Source organism: Chitinophaga barathri (assembly GCF_003807585.1).
Lineage (GTDB): Bacteria > Bacteroidota > Bacteroidia > Chitinophagales > Chitinophagaceae > Chitinophaga > Chitinophaga barathri.
The window spans coordinates 132645-156568 of sequence record NZ_RMBX01000011.1; the positions used below are offsets into that span (position 1 = coordinate 132645).

Genomic DNA, 23924 nt, shown 5'->3' on the forward strand with positions numbered 1-23924 from the left:
AACATGCATTGCGAACAAAAAAATATTTCCCTGCGGGCCTTCCTGCTCACCGCCTGCCTGCTTTTAACTGGGCTCGCAGGATGCGATAACAAAGAAGATGAGCCGATGCCTGAACCGGTGGACAGAAACCGCATAGGGTATATTATCCAGGACAATTTCACCCTGAGCGTATGTGCCAAAGTGCTTACCCTTACCGGCGTGATAAAAAAAGTTACCGACAGCACCCGCTATACTTTCCTGACACCGAACGACAAAGCATTTGAACTGATCGGGGCAGGCACCTATTTCCCTTATGCAGGTTTTACGGAAGCCTGGTTATCCGGCCGGCTGAACTATGCCGCGCTGAAAGGAGCGGTTGCCTTCAGGGACCTGCCGCTGGGCGTAAATCAGCCGTTGCCTTCCGCAAACGGTTTCAGGGCATATGTGAGCAGGTACCGCCGCAACAATGATACCATCACCACTGTGAACGGCATGCGGGTACTGCAGGCGGATGTGAAGGCATCCAATGGTTTCCTGCAGGTAACGGGAGAAGTGGCACATTCGGAAAACTACGGGAATGTCGCGTTATTCCTGCTCAATGATACTTCCTACACGCTTTTCGCACTGGCGGCAGAACGGAGCGGCCTGATGCAGCAACTGCGGTCCGGTGAAAAAACATTTACCGTACTGGCCCCGCTAAACTCCGTGATGCGGACTTACGGCGCCATCAGGCCCGGCCTTAACCTGACATCGCCGGACAGCATACTGGCGGCGGATCCCACGGCGCTGGCGAACCTCCTGCAATATCACATCACGGAAGGGCGCTATTTCCTGGACAGGCTGCAGGACCACCTGCTTACTTCACCTGATCCGCATCTCACCATGCTCAACGGTCAACAGGTCCTGGTACGCGATAACGGATCGGGTTACAACGCCGTCACTTTCACCGGTGAGGGGAACAGCAGCCCGGTAAACATATTCAGATATTTTACATCACCCTATTACAATACGGCCAATTATCCCGCTGGCAACGGCGTCGTACATGGTATAGGCGGCATTCTTCTGCCCTAATCACAAAATGCTCAACAATGAACCGCAGCACCAGCAAAATACAGCCCGCCATGATGGCAACATACAGGAAAAAATGGGCAGGCCTGATCTTCATGATGGCAGTAGGGTTATTACTGACCGCCTGTTCCAAAGAAAAAGAAAAACCCGCCAATGTGCCGCAGCCAAAGTGCCTCGAATACATCCGGCAGGATAAATCGGTCACCCTGCTGGCAAAAGCCCTGGAACGTTTACAACTGGACGGGGACATCCTGTACCAGCAGGCCAGCCCCACCACAATTTTTGCGCCCACCGACGCCGCGTTTACAAGCGCCGGCCTGGACCGTGCGGCCATTGAAAGAATGGACACAGACAGCCTGAGAAGGCTCGTTTACGCGCATGTATTACAGGGCCGCCTCGGCAGCGGCACCGTTGCGGGGTTTTTCAAACTAAACGCCATCTGCCTGAACAAAGGCTACCAGCCCGTGCTTTCCCGCAATTATTACGGTATCTTCCTGAACGGCAACCGCAGCCAGGAAATAAACGAACTGGGAGACGGCATTGTACATAAGATAAACGGCGTTGCTTTCCCCGGAGACAGGACCCTCTGGGAAACGATCCGCACCCACGAACAACTGGGTATGCTCACAGCCGCCATTGAAATGACCGATGTGCTGGGCAGCCAGTTTCGCGAAAGTATAAAAGAAGCGCTGACGAAGGGCGACCTGCAACCCGGCCCTTATGATAATACTGTACTCGCGCCTACGGACGCCGCTTTTAAAGCATTGGGTTATGAGACGGTGGATGATCTGAGAGGGATCAGCGTGGCGGAACTGGGTTTGCTGATGGACTCGCATATACTGTCAGGAAACCAGTATACTGCCGATTTTATAGGGGGTGCCCTGTTTATAGGCAGGGGCATAAAGGAGTATCAGTCCGCCCCGAACGGGCTGGAGTTCAGTACCTCCCGCAATATCACCCATCCCAGGATCATTCAATCGAATATCAAGGCCAGTAACGGGGTATTACATCTTGTAGATCAAATCATCCTGCCCTGATCCCATCAATCCAGATACAAATGAAGCCAACAACTTATTTTATGCGGCTTGCCCGCACCACCGCCATCTTCGTTTTTTTATGTATTGTGAGCGCCATACTGGCCTCTGCGGCCCGTGCGCAGGAAACAGGCGGCGTGCTGGAAGGAAGGGTATACGGCCCTGACAACAAACCGCTGGAAGGCGCCGGTGTTGTACTGGCGCATCTCCCTTCGGGTACCCGCTACGCGCTTTCCACCCTGAAAGACGGGCATTATTATTTCACCGGCCTCCGGGTAGGAGGGCCCTACCAGCTGGAAGTAACTTTTGTCGGGATGGAAAAAACGGTGCAGACCATTCCGAAAGTATCGCTGGGCGACCCGCAGGTGGTGAATGTAGCCCTGAAACAGGCCGTGGTGACGCTGGGCAATGTGGTGGTCACGTCAGCACGCGTGCGTAATTCGAACTACGGCGCCGGGGAAAATATCAGCCGCGGCAAAGTGCAGCAGATGCCCACCATTTCCCGCAGCATTACCGACATTACCCGACTGGTGCCGCAGGGCTCCAGGGACAACAGTTTTGCCGGTACCAATTTCCGTTATAACAATGTTACGCTTGACGGCGCCGTCAACAACGACGCTATCGGCTTCAGCCCCTCGCTGGGGGGAAAGACCGGCACTTCCAACATGCCCGGCAGCTCCACCGGTACCAACCCCGTGTCACTGGACGCCATCGAAGACATGCAGGTATACCTCGCGCCATTTGATGTAAGAATCGGCAACTTCACCGGCGGCAGCATCAACGCGGTGACCCGCTCCGGCACCAATGAGCTGCACGGCTCCGTGTATGCTTACGGACGCAGCGCCGCCATGATTGGTACTGACAGAACGGGTACGGAAAAAGACAAAAAAATGCCGTCCGCATTCTATGACTACCAGACCGGTTTCCGCGTAGGGTTCCCCCTCATCAAAAACAAACTTTTCTTTTTTACCAATGAAGAGATGACCCGGCGCCGGGAACCCGTGCAGCAGGTGGCTGGCAGTCCCGGATCGGCAGGTATGCTGAGTGCGGGGGACGCGGAAACGATCCGTAATTACACCATCAGTAAATATAATTTTGACCCCGGCACAGCAGGCGTGTTTAATACATACTCCCGGTCCTACAAGTTCTTTAACCGGCTGGACTGGAACATCAACGACAGGAATCAACTGGCCATCCGCAACAATACCATCCGCTCCGAAGCGCTGCTTATGGAAAGAGACCAGTTCAATTTCCGTTTTTCCAGCATCGGTTTCGTCCAAAAAAACAACCAGACATCCACCGTGGCGGAATTGAAAACACGGTTGAACGAACGCGTTTCCAACAGCCTGATAGCGGGCTATACGAACATTCATGATTACCGCGAACCACTGGGCAACCCGGAGTTTCCGCAGGTACAGATCGTAGGCCGCACGCCGGGGTCCACCATCTTTTTCGGGACAGACCGCGAAGCGTCTATTTTCAATTTCCGGCAAAAGACCTTTGAGATCACAGATAACGCAACGGTCAGGATGGGGAAACACATTCTCTCATTCGGCACGCACAATGAATTATACAAGATCGACTACGGTTTTGTGAACAGCTGGAACGGCAGGGTCACCTACCAGAGTATTGAGGATTACCTGGCCGGCAACCCGCAACGCGTGCAGGGCAACTATCATTATTTCAACAACAGCAGGGAGTATTTGCTGCAACACCCGCCCGCTACTTTTTCCGTCAATTTTTTCAGCGGTTATATCCAGGATGAGATCCGTATTTCCCGCCGTTTTAAAGTAACGCCCGGTTTCCGGCTGGACTGGACGAACATCCCCGATAAGGCCATGCTGAGCCCGAGGGCAAAACAGGCTTTGCAAAGCCCTTATTTTGGCACTACTTATTATCATACTGCATTGAGGGACATCAACCAGCGGTACCTTTCCCGCCCGCAGGCTTCCCCGCGCATCGGTTTCAGGGCTGAGCTGAATGACAAGGGCACGCTGATACTGCGGGGAGGCACCGGCATTTTTACCGGCAGGATCCCGCTGGCCTGGATAGGATATGCTTATTATAACACCGGCGCCAGCTTTGGCTCCATTGATATGCGCACGAACACGGTGCCGCCCAGCCCTTTCCTGCCCGGAACAGACCCCTTGCTGAAACCAGTGGGTAGCCCCTACCAGGGCATTGCGGCCTTCGCGCACCAGCAGGGCAGGGTAGTGGACGATCCGAATGCGGGGCAGACGCAGATAGACGTGATCGATAATAACTTCGTGATGCCCTCCGTGCTGCGCAATAGCCTGACGCTTGAGTACACCGATGCTTTTGGGTTCAACTACCAGCTGGAAGGGCTTTATACGAAGACCATCAGGGACGTAAAGTTCCAGCAGATCAACCTGGCGGATAACCCTACCTACTACGCCTACGACGCCGCGGAGGGCCTGCGCAAACAGCCGGTGTTCGGCGGCAGCATTGATCCCCGGATCGCCAATGCGTACCTGCTTACCAATACTTCCAAAGGATTTAAGTACAATATCACCGCCAGGGTGAGCCGGAATTTTGAGAACGGGTTCAATTTTTCCGTTGCGTATACTTATGGCAAATCCAAAGACGTATCTAACGGCATCCGCAATTCCATGGAAAGCAACTGGCAGCTGAACCAGGCATTGAACCCCAATGACCCGGGGCTGGCCTTTTCCAATTTCGATATCCGCCACCGGGCCATTGCCATGCTGGGTTTTTCAAGGAACTGGTCGCCCCGCTGGCGCAGCGTTTTTTCACTGTTTTTCTCCGCACAGTCCGGCAGCCCCTTCACTTACGGCTTCGTGAACTACACCCCGCAGAATACACCGCAGCAGGTGGCGCTGGCGTATATCCCTGCCCGTGGGGAAACGGTCAATTTCTTTACCACTGTATATGCCGCCGATGGCAGTGTGGCTGCCACGCCGGAACAGCAGGCCGCATCATTTGACCAGTTCATTGACGGCAATGTTTACCTGCGCTCCCGCAGGGGAAACTTCACTGAGCGCAATACAGGCAGGACTCCCTGGAACGTGAACGCCGATTTCCATTTTGAACAGTTTTTCACCATGAACCTCAAACGGCAGCACACCATCAGCCTCACGCTGGACATCATGAACCTGACCAACCTGCTGTACCGCGATTGTGGATGGTATTACTTTTCCCCCAATACCTACAACGGAACGGCCAGCATCGGCCTGCAGCCATACATCCCCGCGCGCAGCGCACAGGGTTACCCGCTGTACAGGTTTACCGACCCGGGCAAACCTTATTCCGTGGACCCGATGGCGAGCCGCTGGCAGATGCAGACAGGGCTGCGTTATTCATTTTGACCGGTATATAGCCAGAGCCTATAAGCATCGTGTTTGACCTATTATCCCGCCCATTGGAAGCCGCATAGTATTTATGCGGCTTCTGGCATTTATAGCCCGGATATGCGGATTTCCGGAGCCTCCCACGGTGTTTATACTGTCTTGTTTCGGCTTTAACCGGTTTAAAATCAACGTTTAAAAATTATTCTTTGCAAACCCTTGCTCTTTCCATCCTTTTGTCTTTACCTTTGCATTAACCAAATGGTTAAACGTTCCAGTTAACATGCAGACCACCAATACCACCGAACAACAGATCATAGAAGCTGCCAGGAAAATATTCATGCAGCGGGGCCTCAGCGGCGCCCGTATGCAGGATATCGCGGATGAGGCCGGTATCAACAAAGCGATGCTGCATTATTATTACCGCAGTAAAGACAAACTTTTCGAAATAGTATTCGCCGAAGCCGTGCAGATGCTGCTCGGCCGGGTGAACGCCATCTTTGCAGGGGATATGCCCTGGAAAGAAAAGATCGTGGCCGCGATTGACAACTATATCACGTCCATCAGCGAAAATCCTTACCTGCCGCTGTTTGTATTGCATGAGATCAATCAGAACCCGGAAAGGATGGTGCAGCAATTCCTGCACGGCCCCCTGTTCCCCAACCTCCGTGCTTTTATGATGGAGCTGGCGGAAGAATCCGCTAAAGGGAACATCCGGAAAGTAGATCCGCTGCAACTCATGATCAGCATTATTTCCATGTGCGTATTCCCGTTTGTCGCCAAACCCTTGCTCACCGGCGTGTTCCAGATGGACTCCGCCCGTTTCAGCGCGTTCATGGAAGAAAGAAAAAGTTTTGTCAGCAGCTTCGTGCTCAATGCCCTGGAGCCCTGATATTTTTTTGCCCGGCAATTAACCAGATAGTTAAATAAAAGAGTTAATTATGAAACCGTTCCTTTCGCTGCTTATGCTCATGGCCTGCCTTGAGGCTTCCGCGCAGCAGCCCTTTACGCTGGATTCAGCCTGGGCTTCCGCCCGGCGGAATTATCCCCTGCTGAAGCAGCAGGAGGTAACAGACCAGGTCACCGCCCTCCAGCTGCGCAACATCAGGACCAATTACCTGCCACAGGTGGAACTGAACGGCAAAGCCACCTATCAGTCCGAAGTGGTGAGCATCCCCATCAAACTCCCGAACGTAAATATCCCCACGCTGCCCAAAGACCAGTACAACGCCACCCTGGATGTGAAACAAGTCATCTACGACGGCGGTACAACGGCCGGCCAGCGCGAATTGCAGCTCGTGCAGCAGCAGGCGGAAAAACAAAAGGTGGAAGTGGAAATGTACAAACTCCGCCAGCAGGTGATGCAGGTGTTCTTTAATGCCCTCCTCTGGGATGAGCATATCACTGCGCGGAAGCAGATGATACAGGAGATCAGTCAGCGCAGGGAACGCCTCCAGGCCGGTGTGGACAACGGCACCGTGCTCGCCAGCCAGGTGGACATCCTGAAAGCCGAACTGCTCAAAGCAGAGCAGCAGCTGGAAGAAGCAACCACCGGCAAAACCACCGCGCTCAACATTCTCGGCCTGCTAACGGGGAAGGACGTACGCGATATGCAAAACCTGCAAATGCCCGCGGCCGCCGGCGCCCTGGATCAGAACATTTCACGCCCCGAGCTGGACCTCTACCGGATGCAGACGGATGTACTCCGCCAGCAATCGAAACTCACCGGCACCAAAAGCCTCCCGAAAGTCAGCGCCTTCGCGCAGGGCGGCTACGGCAGGCCGGGCCTGAACGTGCTGGACAACCGGTTCGATTTCTACTACATCGGCGGGCTGCGCCTGCAATGGACGCTCTGGAACTGGCGCTACAACCGCACGGAGCGGGACATCCTGCGGGTGCAGGAACAATCCGTGCAATCACAATCCGAAACGTTCACCCTGCAGACAAAATCGCAGCTGCTGCAGCAATCCGGCGAGATCAGCACCCTGGCTTCCGCTATGGTAAAGGATAAAGAGATCGTATCGCTGCGCACAAAAGTAAAAGACGTATCCGCCGCGCAGCTGGATAATGGCGTGCTCACCGTACACGATTATCTCAGTGACCTCTTTGCCGAAACGCAGGCCGTGATCACGCAAAAGACCCATGAAATTCAATGGGTGTACGCAACTATTCATTACCAGGTTATTAAAGGATATTAAACATGCAAACGACATTCCTCTCCTTCGCCCTCGTATCCGCCCTATGTTTTACCGCCTGCTCCGATAACGAAGATGCGGCGGACGCTTACGGCAATTTTGAATCCACCGAAGTGATCGTATCCGCCGAAGCCACCGGCCGCCTGCTGAGCTTCGACGTGGAAGAAGGCGCTGTGCTGGCCGCCAACACGCTCGTAGGCGGCATCGATTCCATCCAGCTGAAGCTCCGCAAAGATCAGCTGGGTGCGAACATCAGGGCTGTACTCAGCAAAAAGCCGGACGTTTCCCCGCAACTGGCCGTCATCCGCCAGCAGATCGCCACGCAGCAAAAAGAAAAGACCCGTATCGAAAATCTTTTCAAAGCCAACGCCGCCACCTCCAAACAGCTGGACGATATCAACGCGGCCATCGCGGTGCTGGAGAAACAATATGCCTCCACCGCGTCTTCACTCAATACACAGGTGACCGGCATCTCCAGCGAAACGCAGCCTTTGCAGGTACAGGTGGAGCAGGTGAGGGAACAGCTCGCGCAATCCAGGGTGGTGAACCCTGTGAACGGTACCGTGCTTACCAAATACGTGGAGAAAGGCGAAGTGGTGACCTATGGCAAACCGCTGTATAAGATCGCGGACCTGCAAACCATGTACCTCCGCGCATACATCAGCGAAAACCAGCTTTCCCGCATCAAAACCGGCCAGCAGGTGAACGTACAGCTGGACCAGCCGGACGGCACCCTGAAAAGCCTGCCCGGCACCGTGAGCTGGATCGCATCGGAAGCGGAATTCACCCCCAAGACCATACAGACGCGCGAAGAAAGGGTGCACCTGGTATACGCCCTGAAAGTACGCGTGCAGAACGACGGCAGCCTGAAGATCGGGATGCCGGGAGAAATGAGGATCGCTAAATAAACAGTTATGTTACCTATCGTAGTTGAACATATTCACAAAAGTTTCGGGGACCTGAAGGCCCTGCACGATATCTCGTTCACGGTGAACGAAGGGGAACTGTTCGGCCTCATCGGGCCTGACGGCGCGGGTAAAAGCACGCTCTTCCGCATCCTCACCACCTTACTGCTGGCGGATAAAGGGAACGCCACGGTGAACGGGCTGGACGTGGTAAAACAATACCGCACCATCCGCCGCGAAGTAGGGTATATGCCCGGACGTTTTTCTCTGTACCAGGACCTCACCATCGAAGAGAACCTGAATTTCTTCGCCACTATCTTCAACACCACCGTAGAAGAAAACTACGACCTGATAAAAGATATTTACGAACAGATAGCGCCCTTTGCCAAACGCCCGGCAGGTAAGCTTTCCGGAGGCATGAAACAAAAGCTCGCCCTGTGCTGCGCATTGGTGCACAAACCCAAAGTGCTGTTCCTGGATGAGCCCACCACCGGCGTAGACCCTGTATCCAGGAAAGAATTCTGGGACATGCTGCGGCGCCTTAAAACAAAGGGCATTCCCATCCTCGTATCCACGCCTTACATGGACGAGGCCATCCTTTGCGACCGTGTGGCCCTCATGCAAAAAGGCGCCATCATGCAGATCAACACACCCGCCAATATCGTGGCCGGTTTCGGGATGCCGGTATGGGCCATGAAAGCGGACAATATGTACCGCCTCATCCGCGACCTGCGGGCCTTTGAAGGGGTATACAGCTGCTACGCGTTCGGGGAATACCTGCACGTAACAGTCAACACGGAACTGGAAAATGTTAAAGCCTACCTCGCGCCGCTGGGGCATGAGGGGCTGGAGATCAAACCGGCGAAGCCCGGCATCGAAGACGCATTTATGCAGCTGATGCAGGAACAAAATGAACTGGCATGAACAATTACTCGATCGTCACAAAAGACCTGACCAAACGGTTCGGCAGCTTCACCGCTACCGATGCCATCACTTTTGAAGTGGGGCAGGGGGAGATATTCGGTTTTCTCGGTGCGAACGGCGCGGGCAAAACCACCGCCATGCGTATGCTCTGCGGCCTGCTGAAACCCAGCAGCGGCGAAGCGAAGGTGGCCGGGTATGATATTTACACACAGACGGAGCAGATCAAAAAACGCATCGGTTATATGAGCCAGAAGTTTTCCCTCTACGAAGACCTCACGGTAAAGGAAAACATCCGGTTCTACGGCGGTATCTACGGCCTCAGCAACCAGCAGATCAAAGAAAAAACGCATGCACTGCTCGACCGCCTCCAGCTTGAAAAAGAGGCCAGACAGCTCGTCAGCTCGCTGCCCCTCGGCTGGAAACAAAAGCTGTCTTTCTCCATCGCCTTGCTGCACGACCCGTCTATCGTATTCCTGGACGAGCCCACGGGCGGGGTGGACCCGATCACCCGCCGTCAGTTCTGGGACCTGATCTATGAATCGGCCGATAAAGGCGTCACCATATTCGTGACCACCCATTACATGGACGAAGCGGAGTACTGCAACCGCATCTCCATCATGGTAGATGGAAAGATCAAGGCGCTGGATACGCCGGCCGGGCTGAAAAAACAATTCAATGCGGAATCCATGAACGATGTGTTCCTGCAACTCGCAAGAGCCAAATCCTGATACATGCAACAGTTTTTCGTATTCGTCAGAAAAGAATGTTACCACATCTTCCGCGATAAACGCACCCTGCTGATCCTTTTCGGGATGCCGCTGGTGCTGATCATCCTGTTTGGTTTCGCCATCACTAATGAGATCCATCATGCGCAGATAGCCGTGCTGGACCAGAGCCGCGACAGCTACAGCCAGCGCCTGGTGCGGAAAATGACCGCTTCCCGGTATTTTGAGGTGAACCGTTACCTCAGCAGTTACAAAGAAATCGGGCCTGCTTTCCGGCAGGGCGATGTGAAACTGGTGGTGGTGATCCCGGGCCGTTTTGCGCATTCCTTCGAACACGAAAAAGTTGCCGCCGTACAGCTGCTCACAGACGCCAGTGACCCGAATACCGCTACCACGCTCATCAATTACGCGAACGCTATGATCATCCAGTATCAGCAGGAACTCACCGGCGAGATCAAACTGCCGCTCACCATCCGGTCTGAAATACAGATGGTATACAATCCTTCACTCAAAGGCGTGTTCCTCTTCGTGCCGGGCGTGATGACGCTCATCCTGATGCTGGTTTCCGCCATGATGACCTCCATCACCATCACCCGGGAAAAGGAACTGGGCACGATGGAAATACTCCTCGTATCGCCGCTGAAGCCCGTGATGATCATAGCCGGGAAGGTGGTGCCTTATATCGTATTGTCCTTTATCATTTCACTGATCATCCTCGCCATGGGGACATGGGTATTTGCCATGCCCGTGAAAGGCAGCCTGCTGCTGCTTTTGCTGGAATGTATCCTGTTCGGCCTCACTGCATTGTCCCTGGGCATACTGATCTCCAGCATGACGAACAGTCAGCAGACGGCCATGATGATCTCGCTGATGGGGCTGATGCTGCCCACCGTGCTGCTGTCCGGCTTTGTGTTCCCGCTGGAAAGTATGCCCAAACCTTTACAGGTGGTGGCGAACGTGCTGCCCGCGAAATGGTTCAATATTATCCTGAAAGACGTGATGCTGAAAGGGGCGGGGCTGCGCCAGGTATGGATGCCCACGGCGATCCTCTGCGGTATGACGGTGTTTTTCCTGGCTGTAAGTATCCGCAAATTTAAAATCCGTTTAAGCTGATGCGTACCATCTTTTTCATATTACAAAAGGAATTCCTGCAGATCTTCCGCAACAGGTCCATGCTGCCCATCATCTTCGCGATGCCGGTGGTGCAGCTCCTGGTGCTGGCTTTTGCCGCGAACTATGAAATCAAAAACCTGAGCATAGACGTGGTGGATCATGACGGCGGCACCTGGAGCCGGCAGCTGCGCGACAAACTCACCGCCTCCGGTTATTTTTCACTCTACCACCAATCCGCCAACACAGCCCAGGCCATGGAAGACCTGGAAACAGGCGGGGCGGACCTGATCCTCACCATTCCACGCCATTTCGAACGGGACCTGGTACGCGAAAATGAAGTGCGGGTACAATTGCTCGTCAACGCCATCAACGGCAGCAAAGCGGGTCTGGCAGCGGGTTATGCCAGCAGTATCATCAACGACTTCAACCGCCGCATCCGCCTGGACTGGCTGGCGCTGGACGAGGACGACGCTCCCGCCCACTTCGACGTGAGCTACCGCTATTGGTATAATCCCGACATGAATTACAAATACTTTATGGTGCCGGGCATCCTGGTCGTGCTGGTGACAATGATCGGGGCATTCCTGAGCGGGATGAACATTGTGAAGGAAAAGGAAATGGGCACGATAGAACAGCTGAATGTAACGCCTATCAGGAAGATCCATTTTATCACCGGCAAGCTGCTGCCTTTCTGGATCATCGCATTGTTCGAGCTTGCGTTCGGGCTTACGGTGGGCAAGCTGGTGTTTCACCTGCCGGTGGTGGGCAATATCGGCTGGGTGTTCCTGTTTGCTTCGGTGTACCTGCTGGTGATGCTGGGCCTTGGCCTGCTGATCTCTACTTTTACGGACACGCAGCAGCAGAGCATGTTCATCACCTGGTTTTTCCTCATCATTTTTGTCCTCATGAGCGGCCTTTTTACACCGATTGAAAGTATGCCGCCATGGGCGCAGAAGATCACGTTATTTAACCCCGTAGCCTATTTCGTGAAGGTGATCAGGATGGTGATGCTGAAGGGCAGCGGATGGGCGGATATAAGATATTATTTAGGCGTAATGCTGGTATTTGCCGTAGTGCTGAACGGCATTGCGGTATGGAACTACCGGAAAACGGTATAGTAAACAGTTGTAGGTAACAGACGCCGGGGCATTCGCTGCCCCGGCTTTTTTTTACCCCATCTGCGCCGCCAGCTTACCTATCAGCTTCAGCCCGTCTTCCACCTGTTTGCTCCAGGGAGTGGCGTAACTGATCCGCAGGCAGTTGTTATAGCGGTCCTGCAAAGAAAAGATACGCCCCGGCGCAAAACTCACTTTACGGCGCAAGGCCTGTTCATAGAGCTCGATGGTATTGACGGACTGGTTCAGCTCCAGCCAGAGCACATAACCGCCCTGCGGGCGGGATACACAGGTGTCTTCCGGGAAATAATCCGCGATGGCCTGCTGGTAACGCAGGCACTGCGTATGCAGCATTTTGCGCAGGTTGCGCATATGATGTTCGTACCGGCCATTCTCCAGGAAATGCGCAATAGCGGCCTGTGGCAGGGTGGCGCTGGACACGCTGTGGTTCAGCTTGAGGCGCAGCACGCGGTCTTTGTATTTGCCCGGGATGGTCCAGCCCACGCGGTAACCGGGGGCCAGGGATTTGGAAAACGAATTGCACAGCAGCACGTTGCCGTTGCGGTCGTATTGTTTGCAGCTGGAAGGGCGCAGCTTCCCGAAATAAATATCGGAATAGATATCGTCCTCTATCAGCGGGATGTCGTATTTGTTGACAATCTTCACCAGCTCCCGTTTGTTTTTGTCCGGCATACAGGAGCCGATGGGATTGCTGAAATTGGTCACGAATACGCAGGCTTTGATCTTAAATTTTGGAATGGCCTTGTCCAGGTACTCGAGGTCCACACCGCAAACGGGGTTGGTGGGTACTTCCAGTACTTTCAGTCCCAGGCTTTCCGCCAGCTGGAAGGTGCCGCAATAGGCGGGGCTTTCCAGGGCTATTACGTCCCCGGGCTGGGTGGTGGCGGAGAGGCAGAGGGTGAGGGCGTCCATGCAGCCGGTGGTGGTCACAATATCGTGCTCCGTGATGCTGCCGCCCCATTGCAGGCTTTGCCGGGCGATCTGGCGGCGCAGGTTCAGGTTTCCCTGGAGGTTTTCGTAATTGAGCCCGCCGCCGGTATTGCGCATGGCGGCCAGCATACTTTTGCTGAGTTTGGCGGAAGGCAGCAGGTCTTCCGTGGGCGCGGCCACGGAGAAACGCAGCAGGTCTTCGCCGGCATGGTGGCTGAACACTTCGGTGATCATCTCGCTCACGTTCACTTCAGTGGCCTTTTTCACCGGCCTGCTGATGCTGGGCATCTCCGGCAGGCGGCGGGGGCTGAAACACACGTAATAGCCGGATTTGGGCCTTGGCTCTATAAATCCTTTGCTCTCCAGGTGATAATAGGCCTGGAATACGGTGCTCATACTGATGCCCTGCTCTTTGCTGAGGGAACGCACGGAGGGAAGTTTGTCCCCGATACGGATCACTTCTTTTTCAATCATTGCCTGGAGGCGGTCTGCCACCTGCATATATAATGTATCCATGTCACCCGGTTTGTACTGATATGGTCAAATTTACGAAAATGGAATCTGTTTATTTTATATTTTATAATTTCATGTCCCATTAAACCAAAAGGAAACCCATGAGTAATTTGCCCTTTAGCGTGATACAAAGGTTACAGACGCAGCATCTTTCGCTGGAAGAGATGACCGGCGGTATTCCGGACGAACAGTTAAAAGAAGAAAAGATCCCCGGTAAATGGTCCGCGCTGGACAATGCCGCGCATATCGCCGTTTTTCATGGTATTTTTAAAGGCCGCATCGAGCGGGTGCTGGAAGAGGAAGAGCCGGTGTTCCCGCCGTACAAGTGGGAGGAAGACCCGCTGTTTGCCCAATACCGGCAGCTGCCCATCAGGGAACTGATCGAGATATACAAGGATGACCGCGCGGATTTTATCCGGTATGTGAACACGCTGGCGCCGGAGTCCTACAGGCGTTTCGGCAGGCACCTGGTATATGGCCGTTTTTCCGTGGCGGACCTCATTGAAATGATGATACTGCATGAAAGCCATCACCTGTTCACCATGTTTAAACTGATACACACCACGCCTAAATGATCAGCCTGCCCATCACGGATTACGAACATTTCAGTTTTGCTGAATGCCGGCTGTTCCTGAACAGGAGCGACCGCGAATGCCTGCATACCGTGCGGGATGGGGCCGTTTACAAGCTGCTCGCCCCGGAAGGCAGCCCCGTGCTGGTACGCATCCGCCAGGAGGCCGGCAAACCCTCGCTGGCCGCGGAGGTATTGTATGGTGAAGTGACCGGAGAAGGCGAAGATCATATCCGCCGCTTCGTCACCCAATGGCTGCACCTGGACGGTGATATGACGCCGTTTTATACCTTTTCCGCAAAGGATAAAATACTCGGCCCGCTTACCCGCAATTACAAAGGCCTGCGCCTCATCGGCATCCCGGACCTGTTTGAAACCATCACCTGGACCATTACCGGGCAGCAGATCAACCTGGCGTTTGCGTATACGCTGAAACAAAGGCTGATACAGGCTTTGGGGTATGTGCTGGAAGAAGGCGGGCATACATATCACCTGTACCCGCATCCCGCCGTGATCGCTTCCATACAGCCGGAAGATCTGATAGCCATGCAGTTTTCCAAAAGCAAAGCGGCTGCCATTATCCGCGTGGCGAAACTGATGGCGGCAGGGGAGCTGAGCGAAGAAAAGATCAGGGCGTTATCTTTCGAAGAAGCGAGGGATACACTGGTGGCCATCAAAGGCATCGGGCCCTGGAGCGCGAACTATGTGCTGATGAAATTCGCGCAGCACCCGCAGGCGCTGCCGCTGGAAGACGCGGGCCTTCACAACGCACTGAAAGCACAACTGAACATGCCCGCCAAACCCACGCTGGCGGAGGTGAAACACATTACCCGACACTGGCAACAACACGCTGCATATGCAACCTTCTACTGCTGGCGCTCCCTTACCAACGGATGAGCAGCTGATCTTTATGGACAGCCCCGTAGGGCGTATAGGCATCCGCGGTACCACGGAATATATCACTGCCGTGCTCTTCGAAAATGATACGCAGGAACATGTTGCAACACCTAATGCGGCGCCTCTTTTATATACAGCCAAACGGCAGCTGGAAGAGTATTTCCGCAAAGAGCGGAAGGTGTTTGACTTCCCCATACAACAGCCCGGGACGGCCTTTCAGCAGCTGGTATGGCACAACCTGCTCACCATTCCTTTTGGTGAAACTATTACCTATCTCGCATTGGCCAAAAGGGTAGGGAATATAAAAAGCATCCGCGCGGTAGGAACCACCAATGGAAAAAACGCGCTCGCCATAGTGGTACCATGCCACCGTGTAATCGGCAGCGGTGGCGTGCTCACAGGATACGCGGGAGGGCTGTGGCGTAAACAATGGCTCCTTGATCATGAAAAGGGCGGCCTGCTTTTCTGAATGACGAACGGCATTCGTCAGGGATCATTATTTTTGATCAACCCATCTGATCTGGTCAAAATTTACAAAACTGCATCTGTTTTTTATTCGGGATTTGTTTGAATTTTGGGTCGTCAATTCACAACCTCGAAACCGCCGTATCATGAATGCAACATTCCGCGAGGACCTCTTACAGTTGAACGACCTCTTACAGCAGACCGCCAACTATGCCGGAGATTTTCTCAGCCGCATCAACGAGCTGCCCGTGAGCAGACAACTGCCCGCCTTTTCACCGGCCACGCTGCCGGAGAAGGGAATGGGAGCCGCGTCCGCGCTGGAACTGTTCGATAACCGTTTTGGGGATCATCTTACCGCCAACGCGGGGCCGCGTTATTTCGGTTTTGTGACCGGCGGGGTTACGCCCGCAGCGCTTGCGGGAGACTGGCTGGCCGGCACGGTGGACATGAACCCCGGGGACCGCGCGGATGTGTCTTTCCAGGTTGAAACTGAAACCCTTGTACTGCTCCGCCAGCTTTTTTCCCTTCCTGAAGAATTCCTGGGCTGCTTCGTAAGCGGCGCCACCATGAGCAATTTCACGGGGCTGGCTGCCGCAAGGCAGTGGCTGGGCCTACAGCAGGGCGTGAATGTGGCGGAACTGGGCGTGGGGGCCATCAAAGACGTAAAAATACTGGCGGCAACGCCGCATTCCAGCATCAGCAAAGCGTTGTCTATGCTGGGGCTGGGCCGGAATGCCCTTGTATTGCTGCCCACCCTGCCGGGCCGGGAAGCGGTAGATATCAATGCACTCAAAGCCTGGATCAGCGAACATCCCGGGCAGCCTTTCATTTTCAGCGCCAGCGCGGGAACCGTAAATACGGTTGACTTTGACGACATCGCAGCACTGGCGGAGTTGAAGAAAGAACACACATTCTGGTTGCATGTAGATGCGGCCTTTGGCGGGTTTGCCGCCGTAAGTCCGCGCTACAGGCACCTGCTCAACGGATGGGAACATGCGGACAGCATTACCATCGATGCGCATAAATGGCTGAACGTGCCTTACGATTCAGCGATGATCTTTACACGGCATCCGCAATTGCAGCTGGCCGTGTTCCAGAACACGGGCGCCGCCTACCTGGGCGACCCCGCAGCTAATTTTAACTTTATCAACTACGCGCCCGAAAATAGCCGGAGACTGCGCTCGCTGCCCGCCTGGTTTTCCCTGAAAGCTTACGGCGCCGAAGGGTACCGCGACCTGGTGGAGCAAAACATCCGCCTGGCGCAGCAGCTCGGCGAAGCCATCTCCCGCAGCAGCCATTTTAAACTGCTGGCGCCCGTCAGGATGTGCGTGGTGTGCTTCACCCTCGAAACAGAAGAGCGGAACCGGGCCGGCCATATCGCGCTGTTCCTGCAAAAGCTCGTCAAGCGAGGGGTGGTGAACATGACACCGACTACGTACAAAGGCACCCCCGGCGTACGTGCCGCCCTGGTGAACTGGCGCACCACCGCACAGGACATAGATAAAGTCATCAACGAACTAGAAACCGTGGCAGCCGACATCTCAGACCTGTCTGCCATCATTGAAAATAATTGATTTAGAGGTTGATATTAGTAGCGGCGATGGGTCTCTACCCATTGCACGTTTTTCTATTCATTAACACACACGGATTATGCAATACGACCTGAAAGAGCTCATTTCCTACGAAGAAATGAAGGCTCAGTACTTCCTGTTACAACAACTGAACCCGAAGCTGCAACAAAACGATTATGAAACCATGCTGCCGGATATGATCCGCAACGGCTACCGGCAGGTAGTGGTGCTGGAAAACGGCGCGGTCACCGGTATGAGCGGCTTCTGGATCAATACCAAACTCTATTGCGGTAAGTATATCGAAATGGACAACGTGGTAACCGACGCGGCGCACCGCAATAAAGGCATTGGAAAGATCCTTTGCGACTGGATCACCCAAAAAGGCCGGGCTGAGGGCTGCAAACACATCCTGCTGGATGCTTATGTGATCAACCGCGATGCGCACCGCTTCTATTTCAGGGAAGGGTTTTTTATCGAAGGGTTTCACATGAACAAAAAGATCGCGGATTAAACGGACCATCATGAAAAAACAACATACAAATGCCTACCTGGCATTGGTGATAGTGAGTATATTCTGGGGCACTACCTATCTTGCCGCCAGGATAGGCGTACAGCACATGCACGGCATGATGCTGGCGGGGCTGAGGCAGACCAGTGCGGGGTTTATCCTCACGGCGTTTTTCCTGCTGAAGGGATATAAGCTCCCGGAAACGCCCGTGCTGAGCCGTCTTTTTGTAATAGGCGTGATCATGCTTTGCGGCAGCAACGGGCTCATGACCTGGGCCATGCAATACATCCCGAGCGGGCTGGGCGCTATCATCGCGGCCACTGTGCCTATCTGGGTCACCATTTTCAGTTTCTTTTTAGTACAACGCACAAAGATATCCTGGCAGCTGATCGCCGGCATGCTCATTGGCCTGCTGGGCATCGGCGGCATCTTTTACGACAACCTGGCCCACCTCATGGAGCCGGAGTACCGGTTCGGCGTGCTGCTGATCACCGCCGCCTGTGTGTTCTGGGCGCTGGGCTCCGTGCTCACGGCCAAGTGGGCGCTGGGCATCAACTACCTGTATGGCGCGGGTTACCAGATGTTGTTCAGCGGTATTGTGATGCTGATCATCGCGGCGCTGATGGGCCAAGACCTGAATATCGGTAACTTTACCGGGGAGCTGTGGGGAAGCCTGTTGTACCTCGTGTTCATCGGTTCGCTGCTGAGCTACTCCGCGTACGTATTCGCGCTGAACAACCTGCCGCCTTCGCTGGTATCCGTATACGCATACATCAATCCCGTCGTAGCGGTGATCCTTGGCTGGCTGATACTCAGCGAAAAACTCAACTGGACGATGGGCGTGAGCTGTATGGTGACGCTGCTGGGCGTATATATCGTGAACAAAGCATTTAACAAGCAAAAAAGTTATGAACGCACTTAACGAGCCCCGGGTGCTTAGCTGGCATCCCGCTTACCGGAAAGATTTCGGGCAACTCAATAAAACCTGGATCGAAAAGTATTTTGTGCTGGAACCGGTGGATATTGACGTGCTGGAGCATCCCGAAGAGCACATCATCGCTCCCGGCGGAGATATTATTTTTGTAGCCCTGGGCAGCCGTGTTGCCGGCACAGTGGCTTACCGCCCGCTGGATGCGGACACGGTGGAGATGACGAAGATGGGAGTGGACGAAGAATTCCAGGGCAGGAAACTAGGCTGGCTGCTCGGTAAAACGATCATAGAACGCGCCGCCGCGGCGGGTTACAAAAAGATGGTGCTGTACTCCAGCCGCAAACTGACACCGGCCATCACGATGTATCACAAGCTGGGCTTCGAAGAGGCGGAGCTGGAGGCAGGCGGGTACAAACGTTGCGACATCAAAATGACGATAGACCTGAAAGAGCCGCCGCTGGCCGGCCTGAGCCGACAGCTCGTGCAAACGGTACTGGCCACCGAAGAAAAACTGCTGCGGTATACGGACGAAGAAGCGGGCATCCGCCCTGCCGCGGACAAATGGAGCCGCAAGGAAGTGCTGGGCCACCTGGTGGATTCAGCGATGAACAATTATCCCCGTTTCATCCGCGGGCAGCAGGCGGAGTACCTGGAGACGCCCGGTTATAACCAGGATTTCTGGGTGGACACGCGCCGTTACCAGGAGGAAGACTGGCAGGAGCTGGTGCAGATATGGAAGGCGCTGAACCTGCACATTGTGCGGGTGCTGCCGCTCATTTCCGAAGACGCCTTACATCACATCCTGGCCGTAGGCCCCAACGCGCCGGTAACCCTGCGGTATATCGCGGAAGATTACCTGCGTCATGTAGAACATCATCTCACACAAATATTCCCTGTACATGCAAATTACTAAAGCCACAACGGACCATTTACCACAGCTGGCGGTACTATTCGACCTCTACCGGCAGCATTACGAACAGCAGACAGACATTGAAGGAGCGGAGCAATACCTGGCCGAACGCCTGGTACAGAATGAAAGCGTGATCTATGTGGCGGAAGAAGAAGGCGAAATGATCGGGTTCACGCAGCTGTACCCGGTGTTTTCGTCCATCGGTATGAAAAAGGCCTGGATACTGAACGACCTGTACGTATCGGAGGATCATCGCCGCAAAGGCGTAGCCAGTGGCCTGCTGGACGCTTCGCAGGAACTGGGTAAAGCCACGGACGCGCGTTACCTGATGCTGCAAACGCACATCGACAATGCCAAAGCCCGCGCCCTCTATGAATCCAAAGGCTGGAAGCTGGATGAAGAATTTTATTATTATTATCTCTCCATTTAACCATTAGCTATACAATGTAAACCTCACAGAGGCGCGTCGGGGCGCCTCTTTTTTTTGAGCAGTGCCCCATCTGAAATTTTTCCCGCTCAGTGATGCTGATAGGATATTACCCGGATTTACTCCAGATCAAGTCCGCCTCATCTCCACCTCATGTCCACCTTGCCTATAACTATCCTATATCTACCATGGCTGCTTCCAAGCTGTTTTATGGTTGTTGTGACATAGTTTTCAGGTAAAAGGCAAAATAACATCATTTTCATGGCTTGTAAAGTTATGCAGTGGCCTGCTTTCCTCCCCGGAGGAAAGCGTTTTGCCGGTCAGAATGTTTTGAATGTCCCTTGCTATCCTCCTCCCAGCTTCCATCTACCGCTGTTTTATCTTTTCTTTGCGGCATGGAAACGCAACAGAACCCATGGCAGATACTGGAATCGACAGTGCCCTACGATAACAGCTGGATCAGGCTGACGGAACACCAGGTGATCAATCCCTCCGGCGGGCGCGGCATTTATGGCGTCGTGCATTTTAAGAACCTGGCCATTGGCGTGATAGCGCTGGATGAGGAAAATAACACCTACCTCGTAGGCCAGTTCCGCCTGGCCATAGACGCCTTCAGCTGGGAGATTCCCGAAGGGGGCGGCCCGCTGGGCAAGGATCCGCTGGAGTCCGCCAAACGGGAACTGCTGGAAGAAACCGGTCTTACCGCCCGCCAGTGGCAGCCCATCGTCCATATGCACCTCAGCAACTCCGTGAGCGACGAAGCCGGGATCGTATACCTGGCGCGGGGCCTGGAGCAGGGCGAAGCGGAACCGGAGGAAACGGAACAACTGTTTGTACAGAAAATGCCCTTTATGGAAGCCTACCAGATGGTGAAGGAACACCGGATCACGGACTCCCTTTCCCTGGCCGCTATTCAAAAGATCAGGCTCATGATGCTGGAAGGGGAGCTTTGATGCGTTATCTTTGCCGCGATGAACAACAGATTTAAACCGTCGCCGCCGAAACCGAAGCAGTCTAGCCTGATAGTGGGCCGGCAGCCGATACTGGAGGCCATGAAGGCCGGAAAGGCCATTGAGCGTATATTTCTCCTGAAAAGCGCCACCGGCGACATTATTCCCCAGCTGCGCCAGCTGGCTACCGAACAACGTATCCCCGTGAACCTGGTGCCCATGGAGAAGCTGAATAGCCTCACCCAGGCCAATCACCAGGGCATAGTGGCCGTAACCGCCAAAGTAGCCTACCTGGACCTCCAGGACGTGATCTCCCACGTGGTGGACAGGGGAGAGACCCCGCTTTTTCTCATCCTGGACGGCATTACAGACGTCCGTAATATAGGCGCCATTGCCCGCAGCGCCGTTTGCTGCGGTGCGCAGGCCATCATCATCCCCGATAAAGGCATTGCCGCCCTCAACGAAGAAGCCATCAAATCCTCCGCCGGCGCCCTCGAAAAGATCGCCATCTGCCGGGTGAACAGCCTGCTGAAGGCCATAGATACCCTGCACCTGAACGGTATAAAGATCGTGGCCAGCGAAATGGAGGCTCCCCAACAGCTTTTTGACCTGCCCTGGCTGGAGCCGGTGGCCGTGATCATGGGCTCGGAGGACAAAGGCGTGTACCCCGCCCTGCTGAAAGCGGCGGACGAGCAGTTCCACATTCCCATGCAGAACAGTTTTGAGTCGTTTAACGTGAGCGTAGCCGCAGGGATCATCCTGTATGAAGCGATGAAGCAGCGGATGAAGGTGGTAGAGGGGAAATGAGCTTTGCACTTGCGATTTCTATAGCCTTATGAAGTTTTCTTTGCAAAATTTCTTTGGAGGGCAGGGCGGTTAAATAGTCAGCTACCCTTATGTTGCTCTTGTTTAACTGGAGAAGTTCAATATGCTCCTCGCTTTTTCCTGTGCATAAGATCAGGCCAATGGGAGCATTTTCACCTTCTACCTGTTCGTATTTTTCAAGATATCGAAGATATAATTCCATCTGGCCTTTGTAACTGGCTTCAAAATCGCCAAGTTTTAAATCCACTGCTACCAGGCACCGAAGCCTTCGATGAAAGAAAAGCAGATCAATAAAGTAATCTGTTTTATCGATTGTTATGCGCTTTTGCCTTCCGAGAAATGCAAAATCGCTGCCCAGCTCAATGATAAACTTCTGTAATTCAGCTAGTATGGCATTTTCGAGATCCTTTTCGGAATAAGTATCGGAAAGGCCGAGAAAGCTCAGGAAGTAGGGATCGCGGAATACAAGATCGGGTGACATTGTGTTCGCTGTTTTAAGTTTCCCCAGTTCAGCTTTAATTGTTTCATGAGGTTTTCTGGAAATAGCTGTACGCTCAAAAAGCATAGACTTGATTCTTTCCTGCAGTTGCCTGGATGACCAGTTTTCGACTTTACAAAGCTCAATGTAAAACTCTCTTTTGATCTCATTATCAAGATAAATTACAGATTTAATATGCGTCCACGACAATTCTCTCCGCACTGCGGAGAAAATCTTATCATCGGGAAAGACTTCCGCAACGCGGATACAATGCCGTAATTGCTGGGAACTCCAACCTGTTCCATATTCAAGTGTTAGTTGTCTGGCAAGATTGGCAGTAACATTTTTACCGTACTCAGCCCTTGTATTTTTTAATACTTCCCTTCTGATCAAAAGACCAACTTGCCAATACAAGGTGTTCATCGTTTCATTGACCTGTTTTGCAAATGAAAAACGACTTTCTTCTATGAGTTTGCTTATGCTCCTAAACAGGCCTGTTGTAATAGGTTTATTTTGCATATTAATGCAGGACGCAGAGTTAACAATTTAGCCGTAAAGGCGGTTTAAAAATTCCCTTAAATGGAATGCTAAATATAGAGAGGGCGAATGTAAAGATTATTTTGAATCGATGACAAATTTGCCCGGATCATTCTTGCATGCCCGCGCACATATTTTCCTTACTTTAGCTTATGCTGAAATTCATTGAATGCCCGCGTGACGCCATGCAGGGATGGGCGCGCCAGATCCCCTCGGATGAAAAGACCGGATACCTCAACGCCCTGCTGGACGTAGGTTTCGATACGCTGGACTTTGGCAGCTTCGTATCCCCCAAAGCCGTGCCCCAGATGGCGGATACCGCCGAAGTGATGAAAGGCCTGAAACCTTCCGCCACCAAACTGCTGTCCATCGTAGCCAATGTACGCGGGGCCGAAGAAGCAGTGGGATACGACGCCATCTCTTACCTCGGCTTCCCTTTTTCCATCTCTGAAACCTTCCAGCTGCGTAATACGAATAAAACCATCGCGGAGGCTATGGAGCAGGTGCAGACCATCCAGGAGCTGTGCATCAAAAACAACAAACAGCTGGTGATCTATATATCCATGGGCTTTGGTAATCCCTATGGTGACCCTTACAGTACGGATACGGTGCTGTACTGGGCAAACAGCTTTGCGGAGCTGAACATCCCGATCATTTCACTCGCGGATACCGTGGGCGTGGCGGAGCCGAAGGGCATCGCCAAATTGTTTTCCCACCTGGTGCCGAAATTCCCGGAAACGGAATTCGGCGCGCATTTCCATTCCACCCCGCAGCTGTGGGAAGAAAAGATCTCGGCGGCGTATGATAACGGCTGTACGCGTTTTGACAGCGCCATGCGCGGCATCGGCGGCTGCCCCTTTGCGCAGGATGACCTGGTGGGGAATATTGCGACGGAGAACCTGGTGTATTTCTGCCGGCAGCGGAACCTGCCTGTTCCCCTGAACATGGAGCGGTTTGCAGTGGCGGGGGCTTTGGCGGATAAAGTGTTCGGGCATTAACCCCTCAA

General features: G+C 53.7%; 23 protein-coding genes. 21 read left to right on the forward strand and 2 right to left on the reverse strand.

Features of this window, described 5'->3' with window-relative positions; all coding sequences use genetic code 11:
- The first annotated feature begins 3 nt into the window (after positions 1 to 3).
- The 10 genes from EG028_RS19685 to EG028_RS19730 all read left to right on the forward strand — a co-directional run bounded on the left by EG028_RS19685 (position 4) and on the right by EG028_RS19730 (position 12387).
- Entirely contained in the window at positions 4 to 1050 is a 1047-nt protein-coding gene (locus EG028_RS19685; RefSeq protein ID WP_120518039.1) for a fasciclin domain-containing protein, read from the forward strand.
- 17 nt (positions 1051 to 1067) lie between these two features.
- The gene (locus EG028_RS19690) at positions 1068 to 2084 is read left to right on the forward strand and encodes a fasciclin domain-containing protein (RefSeq protein WP_120518040.1); all 1017 of its coding nucleotides are present in this window, start codon (positions 1068 to 1070) and stop codon (positions 2082 to 2084) included.
- A gap of 20 nt (positions 2085 to 2104) precedes the next feature.
- Positions 2105 to 5428: a TonB-dependent receptor gene (locus EG028_RS19695; RefSeq protein WP_241559175.1), complete on the forward strand. Its 3324-nt coding sequence runs from the start codon at positions 2105 to 2107 to the stop codon at positions 5426 to 5428.
- Between the two features lie 262 nt (positions 5429 to 5690).
- A complete protein-coding gene (locus EG028_RS19700; protein ID WP_120518042.1) occupies positions 5691 to 6299 on the forward strand; it encodes a TetR/AcrR family transcriptional regulator in 609 nt (202 codons plus the stop codon).
- A gap of 49 nt (positions 6300 to 6348) precedes the next feature.
- Entirely contained in the window at positions 6349 to 7605 is a 1257-nt protein-coding gene (locus EG028_RS19705; RefSeq protein ID WP_120518043.1) for a TolC family protein, read from the forward strand.
- 2 nt (positions 7606 to 7607) lie between these two features.
- Positions 7608 to 8510, forward strand: coding sequence for an HlyD family secretion protein (locus EG028_RS19710; RefSeq protein ID WP_120518044.1), 903 nt, complete (start codon positions 7608 to 7610; stop codon positions 8508 to 8510).
- A gap of 6 nt (positions 8511 to 8516) precedes the next feature.
- Positions 8517 to 9431 (forward strand): ABC transporter ATP-binding protein, encoded by a 915-nt coding sequence (locus EG028_RS19715; protein ID WP_120518045.1) that lies wholly within the window; start codon positions 8517 to 8519, stop codon positions 9429 to 9431.
- The gene (locus tag EG028_RS19720) at positions 9428 to 10159 is read left to right on the forward strand and encodes an ABC transporter ATP-binding protein (protein ID WP_120518046.1); all 732 of its coding nucleotides are present in this window, start codon (positions 9428 to 9430) and stop codon (positions 10157 to 10159) included. The genes EG028_RS19715 and EG028_RS19720 overlap by 4 nt, the downstream gene beginning before the upstream one ends.
- 3 nt (positions 10160 to 10162) lie before the next feature.
- Entirely contained in the window at positions 10163 to 11269 is a 1107-nt protein-coding gene (locus EG028_RS19725; protein WP_120518047.1) for an ABC transporter permease, read from the forward strand.
- Positions 11269 to 12387: an ABC transporter permease gene (locus EG028_RS19730; protein ID WP_120518048.1), complete on the forward strand. Its 1119-nt coding sequence runs from the start codon at positions 11269 to 11271 to the stop codon at positions 12385 to 12387. Before EG028_RS19725 ends, EG028_RS19730 begins: the two co-directional genes overlap by 1 nt.
- Positions 12388 to 12438: 51 nt before the next feature.
- On the opposite strand, the gene EG028_RS19735 is transcribed toward EG028_RS19730, so the two are convergent.
- Entirely contained in the window at positions 12439 to 13851 is a 1413-nt protein-coding gene (locus tag EG028_RS19735; RefSeq protein WP_120518049.1) for an aminotransferase-like domain-containing protein, read from the reverse strand.
- A gap of 98 nt (positions 13852 to 13949) precedes the next feature.
- Between EG028_RS19735 and EG028_RS19740 the strand changes: the two genes are divergently transcribed.
- The 10 genes from EG028_RS19740 to rlmB all read left to right on the forward strand — a co-directional run bounded on the left by EG028_RS19740 (position 13950) and on the right by rlmB (position 21885).
- On the forward strand, positions 13950 to 14423 hold the full coding sequence (locus tag EG028_RS19740; protein ID WP_120518050.1) for a DinB family protein: 474 nt from the start codon (positions 13950 to 13952) through the stop codon (positions 14421 to 14423).
- Positions 14420 to 15316, forward strand: coding sequence for a DNA-3-methyladenine glycosylase family protein (locus tag EG028_RS19745; protein WP_120518051.1), 897 nt, complete (start codon positions 14420 to 14422; stop codon positions 15314 to 15316). The genes EG028_RS19740 and EG028_RS19745 overlap by 4 nt, the downstream gene beginning before the upstream one ends.
- Positions 15276 to 15785: a methylated-DNA--[protein]-cysteine S-methyltransferase gene (locus EG028_RS19750; protein WP_241559176.1), complete on the forward strand. Its 510-nt coding sequence runs from the start codon at positions 15276 to 15278 to the stop codon at positions 15783 to 15785. Before EG028_RS19745 ends, EG028_RS19750 begins: the two co-directional genes overlap by 41 nt.
- Positions 15786 to 15927: 142 nt before the next feature.
- The gene (locus tag EG028_RS19755) at positions 15928 to 17355 is read left to right on the forward strand and encodes a pyridoxal phosphate-dependent decarboxylase family protein (RefSeq protein WP_120518053.1); all 1428 of its coding nucleotides are present in this window, start codon (positions 15928 to 15930) and stop codon (positions 17353 to 17355) included.
- 76 nt (positions 17356 to 17431) lie between these two features.
- Positions 17432 to 17863 (forward strand): GNAT family N-acetyltransferase, encoded by a 432-nt coding sequence (locus EG028_RS19760; protein WP_120518054.1) that lies wholly within the window; start codon positions 17432 to 17434, stop codon positions 17861 to 17863.
- 10 nt (positions 17864 to 17873) lie between these two features.
- Entirely contained in the window at positions 17874 to 18782 is a 909-nt protein-coding gene (locus EG028_RS19765; protein ID WP_120518055.1) for an EamA family transporter, read from the forward strand.
- The gene (locus EG028_RS27770; RefSeq protein WP_162946579.1) at positions 18769 to 19704 is read left to right on the forward strand and encodes a GNAT family N-acetyltransferase; all 936 of its coding nucleotides are present in this window, start codon (positions 18769 to 18771) and stop codon (positions 19702 to 19704) included. The genes EG028_RS19765 and EG028_RS27770 overlap by 14 nt, the downstream gene beginning before the upstream one ends.
- Positions 19691 to 20131 carry a GNAT family N-acetyltransferase gene (locus EG028_RS19775; RefSeq protein ID WP_120518056.1) on the forward strand — a complete coding sequence of 147 codons (441 nt, stop codon included), beginning with the start codon at positions 19691 to 19693 and terminating at the stop codon, positions 20129 to 20131. The genes EG028_RS27770 and EG028_RS19775 overlap by 14 nt, the downstream gene beginning before the upstream one ends.
- A 392-nt stretch (positions 20132 to 20523) precedes the next feature.
- On the forward strand, positions 20524 to 21081 hold the full coding sequence (locus EG028_RS19780; RefSeq protein WP_120518057.1) for an NUDIX domain-containing protein: 558 nt from the start codon (positions 20524 to 20526) through the stop codon (positions 21079 to 21081).
- Positions 21082 to 21099: 18 nt separating this feature from the next.
- Positions 21100 to 21885, forward strand: a complete 786-nt coding sequence (gene rlmB / locus EG028_RS19785) for a 23S rRNA (guanosine(2251)-2'-O)-methyltransferase RlmB (protein WP_120518058.1) — start codon at positions 21100 to 21102, stop codon at positions 21883 to 21885.
- Here the strand turns inward: rlmB and EG028_RS19790 are convergent.
- Positions 21833 to 22900, reverse strand: a complete 1068-nt coding sequence (locus tag EG028_RS19790; RefSeq protein ID WP_120518059.1) for a PDDEXK nuclease domain-containing protein — start codon at positions 22898 to 22900, stop codon at positions 21833 to 21835. The genes rlmB and EG028_RS19790 overlap by 53 nt on opposite strands.
- Before the next feature lie 170 nt (positions 22901 to 23070).
- On the opposite strand from EG028_RS19790, the gene EG028_RS19795 reads away from it, so the two are divergent.
- Positions 23071 to 23916, forward strand: a complete 846-nt coding sequence (locus EG028_RS19795) for a hydroxymethylglutaryl-CoA lyase (protein WP_120518060.1) — start codon at positions 23071 to 23073, stop codon at positions 23914 to 23916.
- Positions 23917 to 23924 lie beyond the last annotated feature (8 nt).